The 26084-nt window shown below is 73.9% G+C and carries 23 protein-coding genes; 15 read left to right on the top strand and 8 right to left on the bottom strand.

Features of this window, described 5'->3' with window-relative positions; genetic code table 11:
* Positions 1-22 precede the first annotated feature (22 nt).
* Both ligD (AC4BGE_RS02850) and ligD (AC4BGE_RS02845) read left to right on the top strand, forming a co-directional pair.
* A complete protein-coding gene (gene ligD, locus AC4BGE_RS02850) occupies positions 23-1003 on the top strand; it encodes a non-homologous end-joining DNA ligase (protein WP_490571898.1) in 981 nt (326 codons plus the stop codon).
* Complete coding sequence (gene ligD / locus AC4BGE_RS02845) at positions 996-1904, top strand: non-homologous end-joining DNA ligase (RefSeq protein ID WP_490571861.1); 909 nt, start codon at positions 996-998, stop codon at positions 1902-1904. The genes ligD (AC4BGE_RS02850) and ligD (AC4BGE_RS02845) overlap by 8 nt, the downstream gene beginning before the upstream one ends.
* A gap of 34 nt (positions 1905-1938) precedes the next feature.
* On the opposite strand, the gene AC4BGE_RS02840 is transcribed toward ligD (AC4BGE_RS02845), so the two are convergent.
* From AC4BGE_RS02840 to AC4BGE_RS02825, 4 genes are all read right to left on the bottom strand, one after another.
* Positions 1939-2634 (bottom strand): sugar transferase, encoded by a 696-nt coding sequence (locus AC4BGE_RS02840; protein WP_490574265.1) that lies wholly within the window; start codon positions 2632-2634, stop codon positions 1939-1941.
* Between the two features lie 41 nt (positions 2635-2675).
* Positions 2676-3245, bottom strand: a complete 570-nt coding sequence (locus AC4BGE_RS02835; protein WP_490571899.1) for a glycosyltransferase — start codon at positions 3243-3245, stop codon at positions 2676-2678.
* A gap of 2 nt (positions 3246-3247) precedes the next feature.
* Positions 3248-3685, bottom strand: coding sequence for a UDP-N-acetylglucosamine--LPS N-acetylglucosamine transferase (locus AC4BGE_RS02830; protein WP_490571863.1), 438 nt, complete (start codon positions 3683-3685; stop codon positions 3248-3250).
* A 176-nt stretch (positions 3686-3861) separates the two neighbouring features.
* The gene (locus tag AC4BGE_RS02825; protein ID WP_490571864.1) at positions 3862-4518 is read right to left on the bottom strand and encodes a response regulator; all 657 of its coding nucleotides are present in this window, start codon (positions 4516-4518) and stop codon (positions 3862-3864) included.
* A 450-nt stretch (positions 4519-4968) separates the two neighbouring features.
* On the opposite strand from AC4BGE_RS02825, the gene AC4BGE_RS02820 reads away from it, so the two are divergent.
* Complete coding sequence (locus AC4BGE_RS02820; RefSeq protein ID WP_490571865.1) at positions 4969-6411, top strand: P-loop NTPase family protein; 1443 nt, start codon at positions 4969-4971, stop codon at positions 6409-6411.
* A complete protein-coding gene (locus AC4BGE_RS02815) occupies positions 6408-8930 on the top strand; it encodes an oligosaccharide flippase family protein (RefSeq protein WP_490574264.1) in 2523 nt (840 codons plus the stop codon). Before AC4BGE_RS02820 ends, AC4BGE_RS02815 begins: the two co-directional genes overlap by 4 nt.
* Here the strand turns inward: AC4BGE_RS02815 and AC4BGE_RS02810 are convergent.
* From AC4BGE_RS02810 to AC4BGE_RS02795, 4 genes are all read right to left on the bottom strand, one after another.
* Complete coding sequence (locus AC4BGE_RS02810) at positions 8834-10039, bottom strand: hypothetical protein (protein ID WP_490574263.1); 1206 nt, start codon at positions 10037-10039, stop codon at positions 8834-8836. The two genes, AC4BGE_RS02815 and AC4BGE_RS02810, sit on opposite strands and share 97 nt — an antisense overlap.
* Positions 10040-10107: 68 nt before the next feature.
* Positions 10108-11745: a glycoside hydrolase family 26 protein gene (locus AC4BGE_RS02805; RefSeq protein WP_490574262.1), complete on the bottom strand. Its 1638-nt coding sequence runs from the start codon at positions 11743-11745 to the stop codon at positions 10108-10110.
* Positions 11746-11959: 214 nt separating this feature from the next.
* Complete coding sequence (locus AC4BGE_RS02800; RefSeq protein ID WP_490574261.1) at positions 11960-12871, bottom strand: glycosyltransferase family 2 protein; 912 nt, start codon at positions 12869-12871, stop codon at positions 11960-11962.
* Positions 12864-15017 (bottom strand): hypothetical protein, encoded by a 2154-nt coding sequence (locus tag AC4BGE_RS02795; protein ID WP_490574260.1) that lies wholly within the window; start codon positions 15015-15017, stop codon positions 12864-12866. Before AC4BGE_RS02795 ends, AC4BGE_RS02800 begins: the two co-directional genes overlap by 8 nt.
* Before the next feature lie 181 nt (positions 15018-15198).
* Between AC4BGE_RS02795 and AC4BGE_RS02790 the strand changes: the two genes are divergently transcribed.
* From AC4BGE_RS02790 to AC4BGE_RS02740, 11 genes are all read left to right on the top strand, one after another.
* Positions 15199-18264, top strand: coding sequence for a PKD domain-containing protein (locus AC4BGE_RS02790; RefSeq protein ID WP_490574259.1), 3066 nt, complete (start codon positions 15199-15201; stop codon positions 18262-18264).
* Positions 18265-18378: 114 nt separating this feature from the next.
* Positions 18379-19194, top strand: coding sequence for a LamG domain-containing protein (locus AC4BGE_RS02785; RefSeq protein WP_490571872.1), 816 nt, complete (start codon positions 18379-18381; stop codon positions 19192-19194).
* A 28-nt stretch (positions 19195-19222) separates the two neighbouring features.
* Complete coding sequence (locus AC4BGE_RS02780) at positions 19223-19906, top strand: helix-turn-helix transcriptional regulator (protein ID WP_490571873.1); 684 nt, start codon at positions 19223-19225, stop codon at positions 19904-19906.
* 175 nt (positions 19907-20081) lie between these two features.
* Complete coding sequence (map, locus tag AC4BGE_RS02775) at positions 20082-20852, top strand: type I methionyl aminopeptidase (protein WP_490574258.1); 771 nt, start codon at positions 20082-20084, stop codon at positions 20850-20852.
* Between the two features lie 298 nt (positions 20853-21150).
* Positions 21151-22446, top strand: coding sequence for a TadA family conjugal transfer-associated ATPase (locus AC4BGE_RS02770; protein ID WP_490571875.1), 1296 nt, complete (start codon positions 21151-21153; stop codon positions 22444-22446).
* Entirely contained in the window at positions 22446-23300 is an 855-nt protein-coding gene (locus AC4BGE_RS02765) for a type II secretion system F family protein (protein ID WP_490571876.1), read from the top strand. The genes AC4BGE_RS02770 and AC4BGE_RS02765 overlap by 1 nt, the downstream gene beginning before the upstream one ends.
* Entirely contained in the window at positions 23297-24238 is a 942-nt protein-coding gene (locus tag AC4BGE_RS02760) for a type II secretion system F family protein (RefSeq protein WP_490571877.1), read from the top strand. Before AC4BGE_RS02765 ends, AC4BGE_RS02760 begins: the two co-directional genes overlap by 4 nt.
* A gap of 107 nt (positions 24239-24345) precedes the next feature.
* Positions 24346-24579, top strand: a complete 234-nt coding sequence (locus AC4BGE_RS02755; RefSeq protein ID WP_490571878.1) for a hypothetical protein — start codon at positions 24346-24348, stop codon at positions 24577-24579.
* Positions 24580-24632: 53 nt separating this feature from the next.
* Complete coding sequence (locus AC4BGE_RS02750) at positions 24633-25139, top strand: TadE/TadG family type IV pilus assembly protein (protein WP_490574257.1); 507 nt, start codon at positions 24633-24635, stop codon at positions 25137-25139.
* On the top strand, positions 25136-25621 hold the full coding sequence (locus AC4BGE_RS02745; RefSeq protein WP_490574256.1) for a hypothetical protein: 486 nt from the start codon (positions 25136-25138) through the stop codon (positions 25619-25621). The genes AC4BGE_RS02750 and AC4BGE_RS02745 overlap by 4 nt, the downstream gene beginning before the upstream one ends.
* Complete coding sequence (locus AC4BGE_RS02740) at positions 25621-26073, top strand: Tad domain-containing protein (RefSeq protein ID WP_490571881.1); 453 nt, start codon at positions 25621-25623, stop codon at positions 26071-26073. Before AC4BGE_RS02745 ends, AC4BGE_RS02740 begins: the two co-directional genes overlap by 1 nt.
* The last annotated feature ends 11 nt before the right edge of the window (positions 26074-26084 follow it).

The following is a 26084-nucleotide window of genomic DNA, read 5'->3' as shown; positions in this document are numbered from 1 at the left end:
CGAGGATGAACCGGTGCGTCCCATGCTCGCGACCCGGGGAGACCGGCTGCCGACCGGCGACCAGTGGTGCCACGAGGTCAAGTGGGACGGCATGCGGGTGCTCGTCGAGGTCGTCTCCGGGCAGGCCCGGCTGTGGTCGCGCAACGAGAACGACGTCACCGTCTCCTTCCCCGAGCTGGCCCGGATCGACGCGCCCGACGCGCTCCTCGACGGGGAGGTGGTGGCCTTCGACGACGGCCGGCCGAGCTTCGGCGCGCTCGCCGAGCGGATGCACCAGCGCAACGCCCGCCGGGCTGCGGCCCTGGCCGAGTCGCGGCCGGTCACCCTGCTGCTCTTCGACCTGCTGCGCCGCGACGGGGCCGACCTGACCGGCGAGCCCCTCGAGCGGCGGCGGGGCCGGCTGGAGGCGCTGGGGCTGGGCACCGACCGGTGCCAGGTCCCTCCGGTCTACGACGACGGCGAGATGCTGTGGGAGGCCACCCGCCAGCAGCGGCTGGAAGGGGTGGTGAGCAAGCGCCTCTCCTCGCGCTACACGCCCGGCGTGCGCACCCCCCACTGGCTGAAGTTCCCCCACCGCGAGCGGACCTCGTGGGTGGTCGGCGGGTGGCGGCCCGAGACCGGGTCGTCCCAGCGGGTGGGCTCCCTGCTGGTCGGCGAGGTGACTCCCGGTGGCCTGCGCTTCCGGGGCCGGGTCGGCAGCGGGATCGCCGGGCGGGTGGGGCCGGTGCTCAGGGCGCTGCTGGAGCCGCTCGCCAGCCCGGAGTCGCCGTTCGCCGAGGAGATCCCGCGGGTCGACGCCGTGGGCACCCACTGGGTGCGCCCCGAGCTGGTCGTCGACGTGGAGTCGCTGGGCTTCTCCCACCACGCGCGGCTGCGCCAGCCGTCGTTCCGGGGGGTCCGGACCGATCTGGCCCCGCAGGACCTGGCCGAGCAGGATCCGGCCGAGCAGGAGGTTGCCGAGCACGATCCGGCCGAGCAGGGGGAGGGGCAGGACGATGAGTGAGGTGCACGTCGAGGTCGACGGCCGGACCCTGCGGCTGAGCAACCTGGAGAAGGTGCTCTACCCGCGCACCGGCACCACCAAGGGCGAGGTGCTCAACTACTACGCCCAGGTGGCCCCGGTGATGCTGCCGCACCTGGCTGACCGCTGCGTGACCCGGATCCGCTGGCCGCACGGGGTCCAGGACGGCAGCTTCTTCGAGAAGAACGTGCCCGCCCGGACGCCGTCGTGGGTCCGCACCGCCGAGGTGCCGACGACCGGGTCGAGGGCCGGCTCGGACGCCTCGGGCACCCTGGTCTTCCCGGTGGTCGACGACCTCGCCACGCTCACCTGGTTGGTCAACCTCGCCTCCCTCGAGCTCCACGTGCACCAGTGGCGGGTCGCCGGGGACGGAACGCTGCGCCACCCCGACCGCCTGGTGATCGACCTCGACCCCGGCGAGCCGGCGGGCCTCCACGAGTGCGCTCGGGTGGCGCTGATGGTGCGCGAGCACCTCGAGGCCCGCGGGCTGACCGGCAGGCCGGTGCTCAGCGGCAGCAAGGGGATCCACCTCTATGCCGGCCTGGACGGCGAGCTGGACGAGGAGGGCACGACCGCGTTGGCCAAGGAGGTCGCCGAGGAGCTCCAGCGCGAGCACGGCGACCTGGTCACCGCGACGATGACCAAGTCCCGGCGCGGCGGCAAGGTCTTCCTCGACTGGTCGCAGAACTCCGGCTCCAAGACGACCATCTCGCCCTACTCGCTGCGCGGCCGGGAGCGTCCCACGGTCGCCGCGCCGATCACCTGGGCCGAGGTGGAGGCCGGCGCGGAGGACGCCCTGGCCCTGGAGCAGCTGGACATGGAGACGGTGCTGTCGCGCATCGCGGAGCACCGGGACCTGTTCGATCCCCGCCGGGCCCACTGAGTCCCACAGCCCGGAAGCCCGGACAGCCGCAGCCTCAGTAGGCGCCCCGGTGGCCGATCACGGCCTTCGCGGTCCGCGCCACGATGACCAGGTCGAGGGCGAGCGACCAGTCCTCGACGTAGCGCAGGTCGATCCGCTTGCTCTCCTCCCAGGAGAGGTCGGAGCGGCCCGAGACCTGCCACAGGCCGGTCAGCCCCGGCTTGACCGCCAGCCGCCGGAAGGCGTCCGGGGGGTAGGCCGCCACCTCGCGCGGCAGGGCCGGGCGGGGCCCCACCAGCGCCATGTCGCCGCGCACGACGTTCCACAGCTGGGGGAGCTCGTCGAGGGAGTACTTGCGCAGCACCCGCCCGAGGCGGGTGACGCGGGGGTCGTGGCGCATCTTGAACAGCACCCTGTCGACCTCGTTGCGGTCGCTCAGGTCGGCGAGGCGCTCGTGCGCGCCGCGGTGCATGGTGCGCAGCTTCAGCATCACGAACTGGCGGCCCCCGCGACCCACCCGGACCTGCCGGAAGATCGCCGGACCGCCGCGGTCGGAGCGGACGGCGAGCATGAGGACGGCCAGCAGCGGGAGCAGCAGGACCAGGAGCAGGGCGGCGAAGGCCCGCTCCCACACCTCCTTGACCAGGCGTGCCGGCGAGACGGCGACCTGACGGCCGGTGGCCCGGACGCCGGTGGCCGAGGTGTGAGGGGGTGCCAGGTCGTCGAGGGCCGGGACGAGGCGGAGCCTCATCGGGGCGGGCCTGGTGCTCCCCGGCGCCGGGGCCAGGTCGGTCATCGACCCGGGACTCCCCGGTACAGCTGGTCCACGAGCTCTCCGAATCGCACGGTCGTCTCAGCGCGCTGGGTCGGGACGTCGGCGGCGACGCGGCCCATCACCTTGGCCAGGGCCACCGCCTCGCGCAGCTGGTCGAGGCTGTCGACCATCCGGATGTCGCCGCGCTCGTCGAGCCGTTGCGCGAAGCGGATCTGGTGGCTGTCGACGTGCTCGCCGAGGCTGGGGTCGCGGGGGACCACGATGGGGATGTGCCGGGCGCCGCGGGCCTCCATGATCAGACCCGGGCCGCCGTGGGTGATGACCACGTCGACGGAGTCCAGGAGGCGGGCGAGCTCGCGGCCGCCGAGCATGTGGCGACCGTCGAGACCGACCTGAAGGTCGGTCGCGCCGTGCTGGACGAACCAGGGGTCGGGGCTCTCGGCGGCCAGCGTGGCCGCCCAGCCCACCAGCCGGTCGAAGGGGTGGTGGTCGGTGCCGAGCAGCACGGCGACCCCGGGACCGGCCGGGCTGCGCAGGACTGTGGGGAGGGTCCGCTGCCGAGGGATGCGGATCTGGCGGGAGAGCATGGTCACCACACCTTCCCCAGCAGCACCGAGTCACGGTAGAGAAGCTCCTGCTCGGGCCACTGGACGAGGAAAAGGTCGGTCACCGGGTGGCACAGCCGTGCGGTGAGGGTCTTGGAGTCGATCCGGTCGAACACCTCGAGATAGACCGTCTTGGCGCCGACGAGCCGACGGAGCCAGAAGAAGGGGACCGCCACGCCGGCACCCGTGGTGAGCACGATGTCGGGGCGGTAGTCGCGCAGCACCCGCCAGGCCAGGACCGTGTTGCGGAGCAGGTTGCGCAGGTTGCGGGTGGTGGGGTGGTGGGCGTGGACGACGTCCTCGGTGGCCAGCTTGGTCACGGCGTCCTCGGTGTCGAAGGTGACCCACCGGCGCTCGTGCTCGGTCCACCAGGACTCCAGGCACATCAGCTGCGTGAGGTGCCCGCCGGAGGAACAGACCATGAGCACTCGCATCGAACGGTCCCCCCCCACGCCGAATCCCTGAGTCACAGGGTCACCCTGGCGGGCGACGGCGCTCACGCTATGAAACGAACGAGAGGCACGCATGCCCCAAATAGGGCATGTGACAGCAGGACCGGATTTGTTCCGGCCAAGGCCCGGTGGTCTAGTCGGGCCGGTCAGGAGGAGACGGGGGCGACCCAGCCGGCGTGGTGGGCCAGCCCGACCGCACCGATCTGGGAGGTGACCTCGAGCTTGGAGAGGATCGACTTCACCTGGGTGCGCACCGTGGCCTCCGAGACGACGCTGGTCTCCGCGATCTGGCGGACCTGACGCCCGTCCATCAGCTGGCCGAGCACCTCGGCCTCACGGGCGGTGAGCCGGTTGAGACGGTCCTGCAGCTCGCTGACCGCGGCTCGCTCCTCCTGCCAGTGGCGCACCAGCTCCTCGCGCTCGGCGACCGGCATCACCGGCCGGCCCTCGCCGATGAGGCGGATCGTCGCCAGGATCTCGTTGAGCGGCGCGGTCTTCACCATCACCTTGCGCGCGCCCAGGCGCAGGCACTGGCCCCAGCGGGCCCGGTCGCTGCTGCCGGTCAGCACCACCACGGCGGTCCCGGCCCGGGCCACCGGCTCGATCAGCCGGCTGCCGTCGGCGTTGCCCAGGTCGAGGTCGAGGAGCAGGACGTGGGGCTGGTGCTTCATCACCGCGGGGAGCAGGCTGGTGGCCTGGTGCAGGTCGGCGGGGAGCGGGACGCGGCGCACCTCGTGGCCCTTGAGCTCGAGCGCGATCTGCAGCGACTCCGCGAACAAAGTGTGGTCCTCGATGACACACACCCTCGATGTGCCTCTCATCGTGCCCTCCAACTGTCGCCCTACCGTGTCTCGTCGTCCCGGTGTCCGGGACGAGTTCGGGCGAATCTGCGGCGCCGGCCGCCGTCCGCTGGTCTACCGAGGTGCCGCCCCGGCCTCCGTGTCGGACACCGGCCCGGTTCCGGGTCCTGGCGTCTTCTCCCACCAGGGAGGTTACGGCCTGTCCTCCTTCGGCGTCACCCGGTCTCGGGAATCCGTTGCCTCAATTGGGTGACGCGGCGGAGGCCGGAGAGCGGGGGAGGCGAGGCATCCGGAGGGCAGGCTCATCAATAGTGGGGAATAACTTCGGCGTTCGTGCCCCCCGGGGCCTCCGAGGGCGGACCATGGCCCCTGGGCTCGTCGTGGCGGGTGCGACGGAACCGAGGCGGTCCGGCCCTGCGTCGCCGCCACCGACAGTCGACAGGAGTTTGCTGGGTGAGCGGTCCGTACGACCTGTACCTCAAGCCGGAGGACCGGTGGACCCGGCGCGCCCTGCGCGGGCTGCGCACCGGGGTGGCCCTGGCCGTCCTGGCGAGCCTGCTCGGCCTGCTCGCCGGCGGGTGGTACGGCGCCCGCCGCGCCGCCTACCACGAGGCGACCGCCGTGGTGCTGATCAGCCCGCTGGAGGGCAACGCCTTCAGCCCCGACGGGACCGGGAGCGCGCTGGTCAACCTGGAGACCGAGGCGCAGCTGGTGCGCTCCAACGCGGTCGCCGACGACGTGCTGGTCGACCTGGCCCTCGACCTGTCGCCGGCCGAGCTGCTGGAGTCGGTCTCGGTCGAGGTGCCGCCCAACACCCAGATCCTGCGGATCGCCGCCGAGCACCGGGACCCCGACCGGGCGCTGTCCACGGCCCAGGCGTTCGCCGAGTCCTACCTCGACTTCCGGCGCGGCCGCGCCCTGGCCGCCTCCAGCGCCCTCGCGGAGCAGGTCAGCGAGCAGATCGCCCAGCGTCAGCAGGAGCTCAACCGCAAGTCGCGCGAGCTGCCCGCGGCGCAGCCCGACTCCCCGGGCGCCCTGCTCGTGCGCCAGCAGATCCTCGACATCAACACCCAGCTCGTCGAGCTGCGCGCCCAGCTCTCCGCGCTCCAGGCCGCCCGCGCCGACCCGGGCGAGGTGGTCACCCCGGCGGCGCTGCCCGAGGCCGGGCTGCTCGGCCCCCGCGAGCTGATGGCCGGGCTGGGCCTGCTGCTCGGTCTGGGCGGCAGTCTCGGCGCGGCGGCCGTGCGGGCCCGCCGCGACGGCCGCGTCCGATCCATCGACGACCTGGCCGAGGTCGGCGTCCCCGTGCTGGGCGAGGTCGCCGACGCCGGTGACGGCGACGACCTCACCACCGCCGGCCTGCGCTCCGGCATCCTGGCCGCGCTGCCGCAGCGGCCGCTGGTGCTCGCGCTGGTCAGCGCCGGGCGCGAGGTGCACGTGGCCGAGGGGCTGGCGCGCAGCATGGCCCGCGCCCGCTACGAGGCGGTCCTGGTCGAGCTCACCTCGGGGGCCGGCAACCGCGAGGGGCTCTCCGACCTCGTGCTCGACCGGGTCTCGCCCGACGACGTGCTGGTCCCGGTCACCTCGCACCTCTCCCGGGTGGTCCCCGGGCGGATGCCCGAGCGGCTGCCGGACCTGCTCGGCTCGCCCGACATGGGCACCACGCTCGGCGAGCTGGGCAAGCGCGCCGACGTGGTGCTGCTGGACGCCGGCTCGGCGCACGAGGCCTGGAGCCAGGCGGTGGTCCGCCACACCCACGGCGTGCTGCTCGAGGTGCACGCCGAGAGCACCAGGCTCAAGGACATCTCCGCGGCCCGCTCGATGATGTGGAGCGCCGGCGGGCAGGTCGTCGGACTCGTGCTGGTCCACCGGACCGAGGAAGCCCCCGCCCCATGACCGAGGCGCGGCAGCACCTCCGCCACGTCGCCCGCGGAGCGAGCCTGAGCCTGACCGGGTCGGCCGTCTCCGCGGTGGCCACCTTCGGGCTCGTCCTGGTGGTGGCCCGCGCCTTCGACACGGAGGTGACCGGGCTCTTCTTCGCCGCGACCGCGGTCTTCCTGATCCTGGTGGGACTGGCCGGGCTCGGGACCGAGGCCGGACTGGCCCGCTTCGGCCAGCGCCTGGAGCACGAGGGCCGAGCCACTCAGGTGCGGGCCCTGTTCGGCCAGGCGCGACGCGGTGTGCTGGCCAGCTCGCTGGCGCTGAGCGCACTGGTCCTGCTGGTCTCCGGCCCCGCCGCCCGGCTGATGGAGTGGGGCGACGCTGGGGCCGACATGCTGCGGGTCCTCGCGCTCGCCCTCCCGCTGGCGGTGCTGGCCGAGTTCGGCCAGGCCGGGACGCGCGCCTTCGGCCGGATGCACGAGACCGTGGTGGTGGACCGCATCGGCCGCTCGCTCGCGCAGGTGGCCGGGGTCGCCCTCGCCGGCGCCGCCGGCGCGGACCCGGTGGGGCTGATGCTCGCCTGGCTGGCCTGGTACCCGGTGGCGGCCCTGTGGTCGACCCTGGCGCTGCGCACCTTCCTGGCCCGCCGCCTGGCCGCAGGCCCCGACGACCCGGGCGGGGTGACGGCGGAGACCACCCGGGAGTTCTGGTCGTTCACCTGGCCGCGCACCCTCTCGGTGGTGGCCCGCCTGGGGATCCAGAAGGTCGACGTGGTGCTGGTCGCCGCCCTGCTGACCCCGCGGGACGCCGCGCTCTATGCCGCGGCCACCCGCTTCGTGGCGCTGGGCCAGGTGGCGGCCACGGCGGTCACCCAGGTGCTCCAGCCGCGGTTCGCCACCCTGCTGCTGGAGGGCTCGCGGAGCAACCTGGCCACCGTCCACCAGACCGCCACGGCCTGGAGCATCCTGCTCTCCTGGCCGCTCTACCTCGCCGTGGGCTGCGCCCCGGCCGCCTACCTGGGGCTCTTCGGGCCGGGCTACGACACCGAGCAGGCCCGCTGGGTGGTGATCGCGATGACGCTCGCGATGCTGGTCACCGCGGCCACCGGCCCGGTCGACACGCTGCTGGTGATGGCCGGGCGCAGCACCACGAGCATGGTGAACTCCGTGGTCGCGCTCGCCGTCGACCTGGCGCTGTGCCTGGCGCTGATCCCGGTCCTCGGGATCGTCGGCGCCGCCACGGCGTGGGCCGCGGCCGTGCTGGTCAAGGCCGGTCTCGCGGTGTTCTTCGTCCGCCGGGAGGTCCGGGTCGTCGGGCTGGCTCCGGTGGTGTGGCTCGCCGGCGGCGTCTGCCTGCTCGCGGTGGCGGTGCCGGTGCTCAGCCTCACCCGCGCCGGGGCGTCGTGGCCGGTGGCCGCGGCCGCGGCACTGGCGCTCTACCTCTCGGCGGTGCTGGTCCTGCGCCGCCACCTCCAGCTCGACGTCCTCGGGCGCTCGGCCCGCGCGCGGGTCTCGGGCGCCGCCGTCTCCTCGGGAACCCGACCGGAAGGAACCCAGCTCGTGGGACTCAGGAAGATCACCTCCGCGGTGAGGCAGCGCGCACCCGAGCCGGTGGTCCGGGTGCTGCGGGCGCTCACCTTCGGCTGGGGCTGGCTCACCGCCGACCTGCGGATGACGCCGACGGTGGTGGTGGTCGGCGCGCAGCGGTGCGGCACCACCACGTTGTTCCGGATGCTGGAGTCGCACCCCGTCCTGCTGCGTCCCACCCAGTCGAAGGGCACCGGCTACTTCGACGACCACCACCACAAGGGACCCCGCTGGTACCGCGCGCACTTCCCGCTCCGGCTGACCGGGCGTCTCCTCGGCGGCCCGCAGGCGCGGGCCTTCGAGAGCAGCGGCTACTACCTCTTCCACCCCCTGGCCGCCGAGCGCCTGGCCGCGGAGCTGCCGGACGTCCACGTGGTGGTGCTGGTCCGCGACCCCGTGGAGCGGGCGATGTCGGCCCACCGCCACGAGCTGGCCCGCGGGTTCGAGGAGCTGCCCCTGGAGGAGGCCCTGGCGGTCGAGGCCCGCCGCCTGGACGGCGAGGTGGACCGCCTGGCCGGCGATCCCGGCTACCGCAGCCACACCCACCGTCACCACGCCTACCTCGCCCGCGGGGAGTACGGCAGCCAGGTCGCGCGGTTCGTCGAGGCCCTGGGCCGGGACCGGGTGCACGTGGTCGACGCCGACGCCTTCTTCGCCGACCCCGCCCGGGAGTTCGCCGACCTGCAGCGGCGCCTCGGGATCCCCGTCCACCTGCCCGAGCGGGTCGAGCGGTGGAACGCCCGGCCCGGGGGCTCCCGCCTGCCGCAGCAGCGCCGGGAGCTGCTGCTCCAGCACTTCGAGTCCTCCGACGCCCAGCTCGAGACCTACCTGGGCCGCCCGCCGATGTGGCGTCAGCGCCCGGCGAGCACCGACTCCAGCGCCGCCAGCGAGACCAGCGCCCGCGGCACGATCAGCTCGCCCCCCGGCGCGGCCGACATCTCCAGGTAGCGCGCGGTGATGGCCACCAGGTAGGCCGCCTCGACCGCTCCGGTGCCCGGAAGGGCGGCGAGCACCACCTCCGCGGTGGTCCCGTGGCGCCGGGTGGCCGCGTTGACGGCGAAGTGCACCCGGTCCAGCCCGGCGGGGACGCCGGTCTCGAAGCGCTCCCAGTCCCAGACGAGCAGGGCGCGGCCGCCGTGGGCGGCTCCGCCCGGCACCATGTTCCAGGGGGTCCAGTCCCCGTGCCAGGCGCCGACCGGCACCGGTCCGGGGTGGCGGCGGCACAGCGTGTCCATGGCGGTGGCGAGCCGGGCGCCCGCCTCGCGGTCGGGCGCGGCCCGAGCCTGGGCCAGGCAGCGTTGCCACCAGGACAGCTCCGCCAGGGGGGTGGGCTCGGCCGAGAACGCCGCCGCGAGCTCGTCGCCGGCCCGCCGGATCAGGCCGCGGCGTCCCGGCAGCGCCGCCGCGGGCCCGACGCGGAGGTCCTCCTGGACCAGCACCCGGACGTCGTGCCAGGCCCCGGTGAAGAGGAGCCGGGGCACCCGCAGCGTGGCGAAGGGGGAGGCGGCCGCCAGCTCCGCCAGGGTCGCCAGGGCCAGGGACTCGGCGCCGACGTGTGCCGCGGCGGTGGCGGAGTCGCCCAGCTTGGCGAAGCCCAGGGAGCCTCCGCGCTCGTCGAAGAGCTGGAGCACCGGCTTGCGGTTGACCCGGGCGGGACCCACGCTGAGGCTGAAGTCGACCCGCGAGGTCCCCAGCTGCCGGGCCAGGAAGTCGGCCAGCGAGCCGGGGCCGCCCGGGTCGCCGGCCGGCGCGTGGACCAGCAGCCGCTCCGGCAGGGCGCGGGTGGCGCCGGCGCGCAGGGCCGCCGAGGCCAGGGTGCGGGCGCCGATCTCCGCGGGACGGGCGGCCGCACTGAAGCGCAGCACGGACGACGCGGCGGCGGCCGGACGCACCGGGAGCAGGAGTCGGGGGGAGCGCGCGTGGGGGAGGAGCAGGAACTCCGCGGTGGCCCCCGGGTCGTCGCGCCGGGAGCGGACCAGCTCGGTCCTGGCCCCCGGCCACAGCCGCTCCAGGGTGGAGCGCAGCACGTCCAGGGCGTCGTCGGAGGCGGCGGGCACGGGAGCAGTCTCCCGTAGCCGGCCGCCTCCGACGTCCTGCGACACCTGTGAGCGGCTCAGCGGCCGGCTCAGCGGGTCGGCAGCAGCGGGGCGCCCGCCTGGGCGGCCGAGAAGCTGGCGAACTTGGCCGGGCTGGTGATCGGGTAGGAGTTGCCGTAGCTGTTGAGCTCGGTGTTGAAGTAGGCCATGGCCAGGCCGCCGGTGTCGACGAGCTGGGCGTAGGTCCGCTGGAGCCAGCCCTGGTCGGAAGCGAAGGCCTCGTCGGTCAGCCCGGTCTCGGCCAGCGCCCAGGTGGTGTCGTGGGCCGCGGCCCACGCCTGGAACTTCTCGAAGTAGACCGACCTGACGTCCTCGGTCTTGGTGATGAGCGTGCCGTCGGACTTCCTCGTCATGTGCCAGTTGTAGACGTCGAAGCCGGCGACATCGACCTTGGTCTGGGGCCAGATGTTCTCCAGCCGGAACTCGGCGGGCCCGTAGAGCTGGTTCCAGCCGGTGGTGATCACGGTGAAGGCGACGTTGGGTGCGGCGTGCCGCACCAGCGGGCCGAGGCGCTCCTGCATGGCCTTCCAGGCCCGGATGTCGCCGTCCTTCTCGGGCTCGTGGTGGAAGGCCACCCAGACCGGTCCGCCGACCGTCTTGAGCTTGCCGGCGAGGTCGAGGGCCCAGGCATCCCCCTTGCCGGCGGCCATGTCCTCCCAGCTCAGCGGGAGCTTGAAGCTGATCCAGGGGAGTCGTCCGGCGGCCAGGTCGGCGGCGGAGACCGACACCGCCTTGTCGACCTGGTGGCCCTGGTAGTAGGTGCGGCGCACGCCGAGACGGTGGCCGGTGGCCGCCTCCATCGGGGCCGGGTCGGAGTTGGCCCCGAAGGCCGAGCCCAGGTAGGCGCCGCAGGCGGGGAGGCCCCGGCTGTCGTAGCTGCAGCCGTTGCTCAGGTAGCCGGCCACGTCGGTGGGCGTGGGCGTGGGCGTGGGCTCGGTGGTCGGCGGGGAGGTCGGCTCCGGGGGCTTGGGGCCCTTGGGCTTCTGGTTGCGTGGCTTCTTCTTCTTCGGGTTCTTCGACTCGGGGTTCTGCTTGCGGTCCTTGGGCGGCGTCTGCCGCGCCTTCTTGCCCTTCTTGACCCGCAGCACCCGCACGTCGTCGAGGAGCACCCGGTCCTGGCGCGACTGACGGGTGCGCACCTCCACCTTGACCACCGAGGTGTCGGAGCTGCGGACGACCCGCACCCGGGCCAGCGACCAGGCCTTGCCGACCGTCAGCCTGTCCCGGCGGGTGTCCAGCACCTCACCCGTGGCGGGCTCGACCTCGCGGACCACCAGACGGGCGGGGACCCGGCCCCGGGTGGAGCGGAGCCAGGCGGTGACCTCGTGCCGGGCACCCTTGAGGTCGCGGGCGTGGGCGGTGGAGGCGGCCACCACGAGGCCCGTGGACGTCGCCTGCAGGCGGGCCGCGCGGTGGGAGCGCCGGCCCTCCGCCACGGTGGTCAGCCGGGCCTTGCCGCGGGCCGTCCAGCCGCGGGTGCCGTACTCGAAGGTCTCGTTGAAGAGCGCTCGGGACGACGGGGCGGGGGCGGAGGCGGCGGCTCGCTGGGTGCCGTCCTGCGCCGGCGCTGCGCCGGAGGAGGGGACCAGGAGGAGGGGAGAAGCCATCAGGACGGTCGCCAGCGCCGGGAGGAGGGCGCGCTGAACCGAGGTGCGTGAATGGGTCACGGGCAGAACCTTCGTGGGGCCGGCGCAGTGCCGGGCGAGGGGCGGGAGTCGCGGAAGGTGAAGCGGCGGCGGGGGAAGTGATCTCCCTCATACCAATGCTCCGAACGTACCCCAATTTCGGTAGGGCGTCTCGCGATCCATCCCCTATCTGGGGTAGATAACCCGGGTCATTCCTCGGGTCCGACTAGGCCACTCCAGACCGGCGTCCGGCGGGTCAGATGCCGCGACCGCGGCGGTGGGCCAGGTCCATCAGCCGCTCGGCCGAGACCAGCCGCAGTGCGACGGAGGCGGCCAGCAGCCAGCGCCGCTCCATCGGCCTGGCCCGGACCGTGGCCCTGATCGCGGCCCAGGCCCCGGGGTCGCGCAGGGCGGCCAGCGCGAAGGCGCGCTGGCCGAGGAGCCGGGCCAGCGCCCGGGGATCGGCGTGGAACTCCGGGTGCTTGCCCAGCCAGTAGTCGGTGGCCGCCACGATGGTGGCCCAGCGCTGGGAGAACATCGACTGCCCCCAGGTGACCCGGACCAGCGGCCGCTCCACGACGGCGAAACCGCCGTGGCGCGCGGCGCGGATGATCCAGTCGTAGTCCTCGCCGTGGCTGCCGGGGATCTCCTCGTCGACCAGGCCGATCCCGCCCAGCAGCGCCTCGCGCGCGACCATCACCGTGGAGGGGTGCGCCGACATCACGCGACTGCGCACCAGGTTGGCCAGGGTCAGCTCGTCGCGGGTCGCCACCCGCGGGGTGCGGGTCTCGCCGTAGGCCACCACGATGCCGGTCACGCAGGTGGGGGCGCCGGTACGGGCGAGCTCGCCGACCTGGGCCAGCAGCTTGCCCTCGAGCCACTCGTCGTCGTCGTCGCAGAACGCCACCCAGGGTGCGGTCCCCGCCAGGATGCCGCTGTTGCGGGCCCCGGCCAGCCCGGCGGAGCGCGTGTTGGCGATGGGGTGGACGGGCCGGCGGGGGTCGGTGGAGGCGAGCGAGGGGTCCACCTCGCTCCGGTCGAAGACGACCCAGGTGCGCACCACCCCGGGATAGTCCTGCCCGACCACGGCCCCCAGGGCGCGCCGCAGCAGCTGGGGACGGTCACGGGTGGCGATCACCACGTCCACGTCGGGGCAGGCGTCAGTCACGCTCTCGTCTCCTGGCACGTGGGGGCATCAGCGTCATCAGGATGACACCCCCCAGCAGGCCGACCGCACCCCCGGACACCGTGAGCAGCTCGTAGTCGCGTCGCCCCGGCTCGGGCTCACCGGTGCGGACGACCTCGCCGACCGCCCGGCGGTCGGTCTCCAGCTGGTTGATCGCGGCGTTGAGGCTCGCCCGGGCCTCCTCCGAGGCGGCCCCGCCCTGGAGCTCGCGCAGCTCCTCGCGCAGCTGGGCGACGACGTCCTGGCGGCGCTGCTCGAGGTAGTCCTCGCGGGCGTCGAGGTAGGACTCGCTGACGGCGGTGGCCAGCGCGGGGATCTCGGCCGGGTCGGGCCAGCGCACGTGCATCACCAGCACGCTGGAGTTGGGCTCGCCGGTCACGGCCAGGCCCTCGCGCAGCCGGCGGGGGGTCGAGTCGACCGAGCTGGCGGCCGCGCGCAGCGTGGCCTCCGACATCAGCAGCGCCGCCTCGGTGTCGACGGTGATGTCCTGGGAGGGCCGCTTCAGCTCCTCCTCCACCGCCTCCTCCTCGGGCACCTCGGTCTCCAGGTAGACCGGGGCGGGGGTGATCGCGATGGCGACCCTCGCCTCGTGGTCGGGAGCGGGGGCGAGCAGCGCCAGGACCAGCCCCACCACCGCGCCCACCGTGGCGGTGCCGATCAGGACGACGCGCCCGCGCCGTACCTCGGCGACGAGCCGGGGCAGCGTGGTCAGCAGGCGGGGCGGTCCGCTGCCGTCGGCCTCGCGCCGCTCCCGGGCCACCAGGCCGATGGCGAGCATCAGCACCATCAGCGGCAGGCCGAGGGTGTCGTAGATCGGGAGCTGCAGCAGGAAGAAGGCGATGGCGAAGGTGCAAAGCGTCTCGTTGACCGTCGCGCACCGCCAGGACCTCAGCAGCGCCAGCAGGATGAAGAGGAGGAAGAAGGCCAGGCCCGGCCAGCCCTGGGAGAACAGCACCATCCACAGCAGGCCCTGGGTGCCGAGCGGGGGGACCCCGCAACCGGGGCAGTCCGGCGTGGAGGCGCCGGTGATCGAGGCGAAGCTGCCCTGGACGTCCCGGGTGCCGCCGAAGCCGAGCACCGGCGACCCCTGGGACACCGACTCGGTGGTGAGGGTGAGCAGGCCGCCGCGCCGGTCGTTGCTGTGCTGGTTGTCGAGGCGGTCGGTGACCAGGCCACCGAGCGGGGTGACCAGCACGGTGAGCAGGCCGATGCCGGCCAGGAGGCCGCACGCCATCAGCAGCGCCGGTCGCCCCTTGGCCGCGGCGAGCAGCGCGAGGCCCACCCCGCCCATGGCCAGGGCACCCCACAGCCCCCGGTTGAGGGAGTAGAGGACCGGCGGAAGGGCCGCGGCCACGCTCACCAGGGCGACCACCGACCAGCGCACCCGGGAGCGGCCGCGGGCCCGGGCCAGCCAGCCCCCCACGAAGACCAGGGACATCGCCATCACCGCGCCCCAGGTGTTGGTGTAGGCGAAGGGCGCCTTGGGGCGGGTCCCCTCGGTGCCCAGCACCGTCTGCACGTCGGCGACCTGGACGTGGACCAGCGACTGGACGAAGGCGTTGGAGGCCACTCCCGGCGGCAGCAGCATCTCGAACGGGGTCCGCAGCTCCAGGGTTGGGGCGATCAGCGCGAGCAGGCCGCCGGCGGTGCTGACCAGGAACATCCACGCCACCGAGCCGTGGACGAGGCGGTCCGGGACCGTGCGGCGCGGCATCGTGGTGATCCAGACCAGGGCGACCGTGCAGGCGACGTACCAGGCGAGCTTGAAGGCGAAGACCATCAGCCTGCCCCCGCCGGCCCCGCCGGGCACCGCACCGGGGGCGTCGATCCAGAGCATCGCCGCCCCGAGCACGATCCAGACGAGGAAGAGCGCCCACCACCCGAAGCCGCGCGGCAGGTGGACCAGGGGCTGGCGGACCAGCTGGACGGCCATCACCCCCGCGACCAGGAGCGGCACGGTCTCGGCCAGGCCCAGGAGCCACCAGACGGGCCAGCCGAGCAGCATGGCGGCCAGCGGCCAGCCCTGGCCGAGGCGGCGCCACCAGCGGGTGCGAGCGGGGCCGGCCAGGGAGGGCGGCGACGTCCGCACGGGGGTCGGCGAGGCAGCCTCACCCACCAGCTGCGTCATGCGGTCCATCACAGGCCGGGACCCCTTCGGGGAGCGTCATCAATTGAGGGGAAATCATGCCCTCGAACGGCTTATCCGGAGGTTCCTTGGTCAAGATTCCCCCTGGTGGCCACCTCGGGACGGCCAACGGTCCCGGTGACGCAAGGGTCGCCAGCTGGTTCTAGGAACGGTGGCAAGGCATATGGGCAGCAGGATCAACCGCGCGCTGGCGATCGTCGTCCTCGCGTGCGTGACGGCGCTGGTGGGCCACCTCCCCGCCGTCGGCGTCGTCCAGCCGGGCGGACAGCTCGTCCGCGACGTGGCGGCGGCGCGCACCCCGCACGTGCTCGACGGGATGGTCTACTCCGTGGTCGAGGCCGGCGGCAAGATGGTCCTGGGCGGTGACTTCAGCAAGGCGCGCAACGAGGGCGCCACCGGCCAGCTGTCCCGCGAGAACCTGCTGGCCTTCGACCCGGTCTCGGGCGAGATCAGCCAGAGCTTCGTGCCCCAGCCCAACGGCGTGGTCCGCGTGGTGCTGCCCGCGGCCGACGGCCAGTCGGTCTACGTCGGCGGCAAGTTCACCAGCATCGGCGGCCAGAGCCGCAAGAACCTGGCCCTGGTCCGGATCTCCGACGGCGCCGTGCTGCCCTTCGACGCCGGCAAGATCACCGGCCAGGTCCGCGACCTGCGCCTGACCGGCGGCCGCCTGTGGGTCGCCGGCCACTTCACCCACGTCCAGGGCCACGACCAGACCGCGCTGGCGACCGTCGACCCGCGCAGCGGCGCCTTCCTGCCCTACATGCGCCAGCGCATCGCCGGCGTCCACAACAGCGGCGCGACCAACGTGCTCAAGATCGACGTCAGCCCCCGGGGCGACCGGCTGGTCGCGGTCGGCAACTTCGACACCCTGCAGGGCGTGGTGCGCCACCAGCTCCTCCAGCTCGACATCAGCGGCTCCGAGGCGCGCGAGACGGACTTCAACACCAGGTTCTTCACCGCGACGTGCTCCAAGTCGTTCGACACCTACATGCGCGACGTCGACTTCTCGCCCGACGGCTCCTTCTTCGTGGTGACCACCACCGGCGCCTACGGCGGCGCGGACTCGCCGTGCGACGCCTCCTCCCGCTTCGAGACCTACGCCTCCGGCCAGACGGTGCAGCCCTCGTGGGTGAACCTCACCGGGGGCGACACCCTCTACGCCGTGGAGGTCACCGAGTCGGTGGTCTACGTCGGTGGCCACTTCCGCTGGCAGAACAACCCCTACGGCTCCGACGTCGGCAGCTACGGCGCCGTCGGTCGCGCCGGCATCGCCGCGCTGGACCCGGCCAACGGGCTGCCCTACTCCTGGAACCCGGGCCGCGACCGGGGCATCGGGGTCTTCGACTTCGCCCTGACCGGCAGCGGCCTGTGGGTCGCCTCGGACACCGAGCGGATCGGGGCGGGCCAGCTCAGGCCGCGGATCGCCCGGCTGCCGCTGGACGGCGTGACCTTCCCGGCCGTCCGCTCGGCCCAGCTGCCCAACGACGTCTACACCGTCGGCAGCTCGACGGTGACCGCCCGCAGCCTGCGCGACGGTGTCGTGGGCCCGGCCCGCTCGGTCTCCGGGCTCTCCGCCAGCACGGTCAAGGGCGCGTTCATGGTCAACGGCTGGCTCTACCTCGCGCAGTCCGACGGCACCTTCGTGCGGCGGACCTTCGACGGGACCACCCTCGGTCCGGTCGAGCGGGTCAACACCAGCGACCTGATCCGGCTGGACACGACCTGGCGCGAGGACATGCGCTCCGCGACCGGCATGTTCTACGACAACGGCCGCCTCTACTTCACCCAGTCGGGCACCAACGAGCTGCGCTACCGCTACTTCACCCCGCAGAGCGGGGTCGTCGGCGCCAAGCGCCTGGTCGCCTCCGGCAACGTCTCCGGCATCAGCTTCTCCGGGGTCCGGGGCATGTTCCTGGCGGACGGCAAGCTCTACTGGGCCGACGCCTCGGGGGCGCTGCGCCGGATCGACTGGACCGAGAAGGGCACCTCCGGCGCGCCCGTGGCCGGCACCATGGCGATGGTGTCGGAGCCGCGGACCGGCGGGGTCAACTGGACCGCGCGGGACCTCTTCGTCTTCCAGGACGCCCAGGGACGCGGGGCGCCGATGGACTCGCAGGCCTCCTTCGACTTCTCCTGCACCAGCCTCACCTGCACCTTCGACGGCACGTCGTCGGTGACGCCGGGCGGCGAGGTCGCCTCCTACGAGTGGAGCTTCGGCGACGGCGCCACGGAGACGGGCCCGACTGCCACCCACACCTTCGCCTCCAACGGCCGGCGGCAGGTCACCCTGTCGATCACCAGCACGCGGGGCGGGAGCAGCCGGGTCACTCGCGACGTCGAGGTGGTCCGGGTCAACCAGCGCCCTCAGGCGGCCTTCACCGCCTCGTGCCTGGGCACCAGCTGCTCCTTCGACGCCTCGGCCTCGACCGACGCCGAGGGGCCCCTGCAGTACGCGTGGAACTTCGGTGACGACACCTACGGCACGGGCATGACCCCGAAGAAGACCTACGCCGCCGAAGGCACCCGCCGGGTGACCCTGACGGTGACCGACAGCGACGGGGTGAGCGTCAGCACCACCCAGGACGTGGCCGCCAACCTCCTCAAGGTCGTCTTCGGCGGGGCCGCCTCCGCCAACAGCAACAGCACCAGCCACCGGGTCGTGCTGCCGGCGACGGTGGCGGCCGGCGACCTGCTGGTGCTCCAGCTCGCTCTCAACAGCGACGTCGAGGTCACCGCCCCGGCCGGCTGGACGCCCCTGGAGACACTCTCCGGCGGCGGGGTCGCGGGTCGGTCGTGGTGGCGCTACGCGGCGGCCGGGGACGCCGGCAAGGGCGTCCGCGTCGACGTCGGGGCCGCGGCCAAGGGCGACCTCTCGGTGGCCGCCTACCGCGGCACGGGCGGGCTCCAGGCCTACGTGGCCGACCACAAGGGGCGTCTCCACACCTCGCGGGGCACCGAGTTCACCACGCCGCAGGTGACCGCGCCGGCGGACGGGGGGTGGCTGGCGAGCTACTGGGCGCTGAAGGCGGCCGCCGAGACCTCCTGGAGCCAGATCGGGGGGCAGACCGCGCGAGCCACGTCGTCGGGGGCCGGCAGCGGCCGGATCACCGCCACCATCTCGGACTCGAACGGCCCCGTGGCCGCCGGACCGGCGGGCAACCTGGTGGGCAGGACCACCGTGGAGGTGTCCCGTGCCATCGTGTTCTCCACCGCCATCGGTCTCAGGTAGGCGGTTCGGGCGCCGCGGGGGAGAAGGATCAGCAGCGCCGAGGGACGAAAGATCAGAGCAGTGTCAGGGGTTCGGCGACCACCCCGGTCGCCAACCAGGTGGGAGTGGGTGGGAGTGAAGAAGACAGACGCATCGGGGCGGCTGTCCGGGGCCGCCTGCGTCCTCGTCCTGCTCACCCTGGTCGGGTGCGGTTCCGCCACCGAGGCCACCGAGCGGGCGACCAGCCTGCCGGGCCCGCGGGGCCAGCTCGTGCTGGAGTTCGACGAAGGGCTGAGCGCTGAGGGCGACCCGATGCGGCGGGTGCAGAGCTCCGGCACCGCCACCCTGCGGATCAGCGTGAGCACCGCCGGCGGCGGAACTCTCGACCGGGTCGTGGGCCGCTCCGGCTACGCGGTGCGGACCCCGCCGTTCAGCGACGCCGGCCCCACCCCGGCCGCGGTGCTGGTGGTCAAGCCCCGCGGCGCCGACCAGCTCAGCCCCGGGAGCCGGGCCTTCCGCTGGGGCGCCGACGTCATGCTCGACGCCGAGCAGGGCACGACGCAGGGCGACAACGGCGACAACGTGATGCAGCGCGGTCTCTTCGACGACCAGGCACAGGTCAAGCTCCAGCTCGACGGCGACGTGCCGTCGTGCCGGGTGCGGGGCGAGACGGGCGAGGCGATCGTCTCGGCGAAGGTCTCGGTGGACCGTGAGCAGTGGCATCGCATCATGTGCCAGCTGCGCCACGACGAGCTGACCCTTGCGGTGGGCGAGCCCGGGCGACCCGACCCCCAGGTGTGGTCGGTGCCGGCCGCCGTCGGGGCGATCGAGTTCCGACGCTCGGAGCCGGTCGCCATCGGCGGCAAGGTGACACCCAAGGGGCGGATCCAGCCCCGCGACACCGACCAGTTCAACGGGCTGATCGACAACGTCTTCATGGACATCTCGTGAGCGCCGGCCGAGGGGAGGGGGAGGACCGGTGAGCGCGTCCCCGCCGAAGGTCGTCGTCGTCGCCGAGGGTCACCTCGTCGGCGAGGCCATCGAGGTGGCGCTGAGCGCCCGCGACTTCCAGATCGTCCGGATGGCCAGCCCGCGCTCCCGCCAGGAGCTGATGGAGGCCCGCCGCGAGATCGCCCGGGAGAAGGCCGGGGTCGGGGTGGTGGTCGCCGAGATCGACGACCTGGGCCAGTGGCGCGACGCGCTGGCGATGGTGGAGTCGATCCGGATGCGCTGGCTGGTGGTCACCGGCTCGCGCAACCCGGCGCGCTGGGGGGCGCTGGTGGCGGCGGGCTGCCTGGGCATCGTCCCGATGTCGGCCGGGCTCGACGTACTGACCCGCACGCTGTGGGCGGTGGCCCGTGGCGGGCCGGGGATGCCGGCGTCGACCCGCGAGGAGGTGCTGGCGGAGTGGGAGCGCCTCGGGGCCTCGCGCCGGTCGCTGATCCTGCGGATCTCCGCGCTCTCCCCGCGTGAGTGGGCGGTGCTGGAGATGCTCAAGGAGGGCCTGTCGATCAAGGCCATCGCGGAGGCCGGCGGGGTGAGCGAGGGCACCGTGCGCAGCCAGGTGAGGGCGATCCGGCAGAAGCTCAACGTCAAGTCGCAGCTCGCGGCGGTGGCGGCCTACCAGCAGGCGACCGACCTCAACTACTCCAAGACCGGCTGAGCGCTCCGCCGCCGGCTCCGGCCCTGCGTCGCGCGGCTTGCGCCGCGGCGTGAGTCGCAGGGGGTGCATCACCGGCGTGCGTCCCGGGCTGCCGTCCCGGGCTGGGCGGGCCGCGATAGTTTCGGGGCGAGGGCCGGTCGCGCTGTACCGGTCCCGAAGCACGGGAAGGCGTCACATGATCGAGATCCTCAATCCCGCCCGGGTGGCCCTGGGCCGGGAGACGGGCGCCCTGGTGGCCGAGATCCTGCAGACGATGCGGCGCCGCAGCACCCCGGGCACCAACCTCCTCGACATCGACCGGGGGGTCAAGGAGATGATCCTCGACGCCGGGGCCGTCTCCTGCTACGTCGACTACGCGCCGTCGTTCGGCAGCGGGCCCTTCGGCCACTACATCTGCACCTCGGTCAACGACGCCGTGCTCCACGGTCTCCCGCACGACTACGAGCTGGCCGAGGGCGACCTGCTCTCCCTGGACCTGGCCGTCTCGCTCGACGGGGTGGTCGCCGACTCGGCCATCAGCTTCGTGGTCGGTGAGGTGGAGCGGCCCGAGGACACCGCCATGATCGAGGCGACCGAGCGGGCCCTGGCGGCGGGGATCGCCGCGGCCGGCCCCGGCGCGAAGATCGGGGACCTCTCCCATGCGATCGGCTCGGTCCTCGCGGCGGCCGGCTACCCGATCAACACCCAGTTCGGCGGGCACGGGGTGGGCTCGACGATGCACCAGGACCCGCACGTCTCCAACACCGGGCGCCCGGGTCGCGGATTCACGCTGCGCCCTGGCCTGCTGCTGGCCCTGGAGCCGTGGGTGATGGCCGACACCGACGAGCTGGTCACCGACGACGACGGGTGGACGCTGAAGAGCGCCACCGGCTGCCGGACCGCGCACAGCGAGCACACCATCGCGATCACCGACGACGGTGCGGAGATCCTCACCCTGCCGCGGTAGCCCGTGCTCCGATGGCCGCCGTTCCCGGTGGCCCGGTGGCCCGGTGTCCCCGTCGTACCCCGGATAGCCCGGGGTCGCAGTCCGTCCGGCCCGCCGGCGGCGGGCTCCCTGGTCGTTCGTCCGTCGTTCGGCCTATGCCCGCTGAGGTATCCCGCCTACGCCATCGTGGGTAACTTCCCCGCCCCGGGCGGCGTGTCCTCCACAGGAGCGCGGGACGGCGGCCGAGGGCCCCTCGCGCTCCACTAGCGTCGCTGGGGTCGATGTTCGGGTCGTCGCAGGAGAGCTCGGGGGGAGAGCCATGACCGCGTCCGTGGTGTCCGCCTCCGGCTCGTCGCTGCCGGTGAGCAGCCCGCCCGAGGTGGTGGAGGCGCTGGACGCGCGGCTGCGCCAGGTGGTCCGCCGCGAGGGCATCGATCCCCAGCGCGACGCCGGGCGGGTCCGTCAGCTCGCCGAGCAGCTGGTGACGGCCCACGACGAGCAGTCCCTGACCGGCGCGGTGGCGCCGGTGCCGGATGCCGAGGCGCTGGTCGACGAGCTGGTGGCCCGGGTGGCAGGCTTCGGCGCCCTGCAGAGCCTGCTCGACGACCCGACGGTGGAGGAGGTGTGGATCAACGACCCGAGCCGGGTCTTCGTGGCCCGCCACGGCCGCCACGAGCTGACCAACCTGGTCCTCACCCAGGCCCAGGTCACCGAGCTGGTGGAGCGGATGCTGAAGACCAGCGGACGCCGGGTCGACCTGAGCCAGCCCTTCGTCGACGCCATGCTCCCCGACGGCCACCGGCTGCACGTGGTGCTGCAGGGGATCAGCCGGGGGTTCACGGCCGTCAACATCCGCAAGTTCCGGCTCCAGGCCGCCCGCCTGGCCGACCTCGTCCAGCTCGACAGCCTCACCCCCGCGGCGGCCGCCTTCCTCGAGGCCTCGGTGCGGGCCGGGCTCAACATCCTGGTCGCCGGCGCGACGCAGGCCGGCAAGACCACCATGCTCAACTGCCTGGCGGCCGCCATCCCGGGCGGCGAGCGGGTGATCAGCGCCGAGGAGGTCTTCGAGCTGAAGTTCCCCCACCCCGACTGGGTGCCCATGCAGACCCGCCAGGTCGGGCTCGAGGGGACGGGCGAGATCCGGCTCCGCGACCTGGTCAAGGAGTCGCTGCGGATGCGGCCCTCGCGGGTGATCGTGGGCGAGGTGCGGGCAGAGGAGTGCCTCGACCTGCTCCTCGCCCTCAACTCCGGGCTCCCCGGCATGTGCACCCTGCACGCCAACAGCGCCCGCGAGGCCCTGGTCAAGATGTGCACCCTTCCGCTGCTGGCGGGGGAGAACATCTCGGCCCGGTTCGTGGTGCCGACGGTAGCGAGCTCGGTCGACCTCGTCGTCCACCTCGGCATCGACGTGCGCGGGGTGCGCCGGGTCAACGAGATCGTGGCCGTGCCGGGTCGGGTCGAGGACGACGTCATCGAGATCGAGCCGATCTTCGAGCGCTCCTCGGGCCCCGGCGGCGCCGGGCTCCGCTGGACCGGAGGGGTGCCCCACCGCCCCGAGCGCTACCAGCGCGTCGGCGTCGACGTCCACCAGCTCCTGAACGGGGGCGGCTCCTGATGGGCGCCCTGGTCGGCCTGGGCTTCGGCACCGGCGCCCTGCTCGTCTGGTCGGCGTTCTTCCTGCCCCGGGCCGAGCGGAGCGGGTCACGGCGTGCCGGCCGGCTCCAGGAACTCCTGGCCCGGGCCGGGATGGGCGAGGTCTCCGTCTCGAGCCTGCTGGCCCTGTGCTCGGTGCTCGGGCTGGGCGCGCTCGCGCTGGTCCAGGTGGTCTCGGGCGCCTTCCCGGTGGCCCTGGCGTTCGGCCTGATCAGCGCCTACCTGCCGCTGGCGGTGCTGGCGGGGCGGGTCCGCAGGCGGCAGCGCGAGTTCGCCGAGGTGTGGCCCGAGGCGGTGGACAACCTCTCCTCGGCCGTCCGCGCCGGGCTGTCGCTGCCCGACGCGTTGTCGGGGCTGGCGGTCAACGGGCCGGGGGCGCTGCGCGACTCCTTCGCCCAGTTCGCCCTGGACTACCAGGTCACCGGCCGGTTCGGGGAGTCCCTCGACCGGCTCAAGGAACGGCTCGCCGATCCCGTCGGCGACCGCATGGTCGAGGGGCTGCGGATCGCGCGCGAGGTCGGCGGGGGAGACCTCGGGCGCCTGCTGCGCAACCTCTCCGGCTACCTGCGCGAGGAGGCCAGGACGCGCTCCGAGCTGGAGTCCCGCCAGGCGTGGACCGTCAACGGCGCCCGCCTGGCCGTCGCGGCCCCCTGGGTGGTCCTGCTCATGATGGCCTTCCAGACCGAGCTGATCGCCCGCTACGCGACCCCCAGCGGCGCCCTGGTGCTGGTGGTCGGCGCCAGCCTCTGCTTCGGCGCCTACGCGATGATGCTCCGCATCGGCCGGCTCCCCGTCGAGCGCAGGATCCTGTCGTGAGCCTCGCGCTGGTCGGCGCCCTGCTGGGGCTGGTCGCCGGGTTCGGGGTGCTGCTCGTCGCGGTCCGGGTCGCCGCGATCCGGCGCACCCCGATCGCCGTACGCGTCCTGCCCTACGTCAGGGACCTGCCCCAGGCCGGCCGCCTGCCGCAGCTCCAGGCGGTCTCCTCCTCGCCGGTCAGCGCCGCCGGCCAGCTCTTCGGCCCCATGCTCCGCTCGGCCGCCGACCTGGTCGAGCGGGTGCTCGGCGGGTCCGCCTCGGTCGCACGCCGACTGGAGCGTGCCGACCTGGACAAGACCGTCCAGGAGTTCCGGGTGGAGCAGGTGGTCTGGGGCCTGGTCGGCTTCGCCGCGGTGGCCGCCTGGGAGCTCCTGGGCGCCGTCACCGGCTCCTCGTCGGTCATCACCTCGGCGGCCCTGTGCCTGATCGCCTTCGCGGGCGGGGTGGTGCTGCGCGACCAGCGGCTCACGGCGCGGGCGGTGGAGCGCGAGCGCGAGATCGTGGCGGAGTTCCCCATCATCGCCGAGCTCCTGGCGCTCTCGGTGGCCTCCGGGGAAAGCCCGGTGGCGGCCCTGGACCGGGTGGTCCGCCGGAGCAACGGGGCGCTCTCGGCGGACCTGGGCCACGTGCTCTCCGAGATCAGGACGGGCGAGCCGGTGGCGCACGCCTTCGACCACCTCTCCCGGCGCACCGGGCTGACGCTGGTCGCCCGGTTCGCCCAGGGGGTCGCGGTGGCCGTGGACCGGGGGACCCCGCTCGCCGACGTGCTGCACGCGCAGGCGGGCGACGTGCGCGAGGCCGGTCGTCGCGCGCTGATCGAGAGTGCGGCCAGACGGGAGGTCCTGATGCTCGTACCCGTCGTCTTCCTGGTGCTTCCCGTGACCGTGCTCTTCGCCTTCTATCCCGGGCTGGTCGGTCTGCGCCTCGCCACCCCCTGAGCCCCAGCCCGCCGGGCCGGCCCGCTGACGTGCCGGCCCAGCAACCGACCCACCTCGATCCGCCCACCGATCTTCACCAACCGATCCACCCACGGAAGGAACCAGACATGACCCCGAGCCAGAGCTCCGAGACCGTCCCGCACGCCCCGCAGCGCAGCCGCTCCCGTCTGCGGTCGAGACTGGCCGAGCGGGCCGACGACCAGCGGGGAGACGTGCCGGGCTGGGTGCTTGTCACGGTGATGTCCGCGGGCATCGTCGCGGCGCTGCTCCGCTTCGCCGAGCCCGAGCTGGTCAGCATCCTGAAGACGGCGCTGGGCAGCGTCACGCCCGTCGGGTCCTGACGACGTCCCAGGCGACCTCCGGACACCACCCGCAGCGACGACTCCGAGACGACATGGGACGCCAGGCGGGACGACGCGCGGGACGGCGGGCTGGCCAGCGGGCCGGCCGGCGCGGCGAGGAGGGCGCCGCGGTCGTCGACTTCGTGCTGGTGCTGGTGATCCTCGTGCCGCTGGTCCTCGGCATCCTCCAGGTCGCGCTCGTGCTGCACGTGCGCAACACGGTCGCCTCGGCGATGGCCGAGGGCGCCAGGTACGCGGCCACCTGGGAGGCCACCCCCGAGGACGGCCTCGCCAAGGCCCGCGAGCAGTACGCCGGTGCCCTCGCGCCCGAGCTCGTCGAGGGGGCGCAGATCGAGGCGGTGGAGATCGAGGGGCAGCCCGCCTACCGGATGACGGCGCAGGTCCGGGTGCCGGCGCTCGGGCTGGGCGGGCCGGCGATCACCTTCGAGGTGAGCGGCAACGCCGTGATCGAGCCGGACCCCGCCCGCCGGGTGCCGGCGGCACCGAGCCCCGAGGACGGGGAAGCGGCGGGCGGCCACGAGGACGGGGGAGCGCCGTGAGCCGCCGAGGACGGGGGAGCACCGGGCGGCCCGCGGGGCGCCGCGCCCGGCGCGACGAGCGGGGCAGCGCGCTCGTCGAGCTGGTCTGGCTGGGAGTCCTGCTGCTGGTGCCGCTGGTGTGGATCGTGGTCTCGGTCTTCGAGGTGCAGCGGGGTGCCTTCGCGGTGAGCGCCGCCGCCCGCGCGGCGGGCCGCGCGTACGCCCTCTCCCCGGACGAGGGGACCGCGCAGCGGCGCGCCGAGGCCATCGCCCAGCAGACCCTCGACGACCAGGGCGGCGAGGGCATGACCGCCGAGGTCAAGGTCACCTGCAGCAACGGGCCCGGGCGCTGCCTCGAGGGCACCTCGGTGATCACGGTGCAGGTCGTCTCCGGGGTCGACCTGCCGGCGATCCCGGACGCGCTGAAGGGCGGCCGGTCGAGCTTCGGCCTCGAGGCCAGCCACACCGTCCCGGTGGGGCAGTACACCCAGGGCGGCGGCTGATGGGCCCGGCGCCGCGCCGCCGCGGCGAGGAACGAGGGCAGGTCTCGGTGCTCATCATCGGCTTCGCCGCCATCCTGCTGATCGCCATCGCCGTGGTGATCGACGCCTCGGCGGCCTACCTCCAGCGCCAGGGGCTGGACACCCTGGCGGACGGCGCCGCGTTGCAGGGGGCAGACCTGGGCTCCACCGGCGTCTACGGCGGAGGCATCCCCCAGGACAGGCTCCGCCAGGAGCGCGAGTCCGTCGACCGGGCGGTGCGCGACTACCTCGAGCTGGTGGGCGCCCGGCAGCGCTTCCCGGGGCTGACCCACAGCGTGCAGGTGGACCCTGCGGCCGGGCTGGTCCGGGTGACGCTGACCGCCCCGCTCGACCTGCCGTTGGCCGTGCCGGGGCTGGAGGAGCCGCCGGCGGTCTCGGCCAGCGGCGCCGCGGCGGTGACGGTGCAGCGGTAGGGACGACGGCT

Source organism: Nocardioides sp. Z50_6 (genome assembly GCF_058215755.1).
The sequence above is the reverse complement of the archived record's forward strand: the minus strand, read 5'-3'. Positions and strand labels throughout refer to the sequence as shown.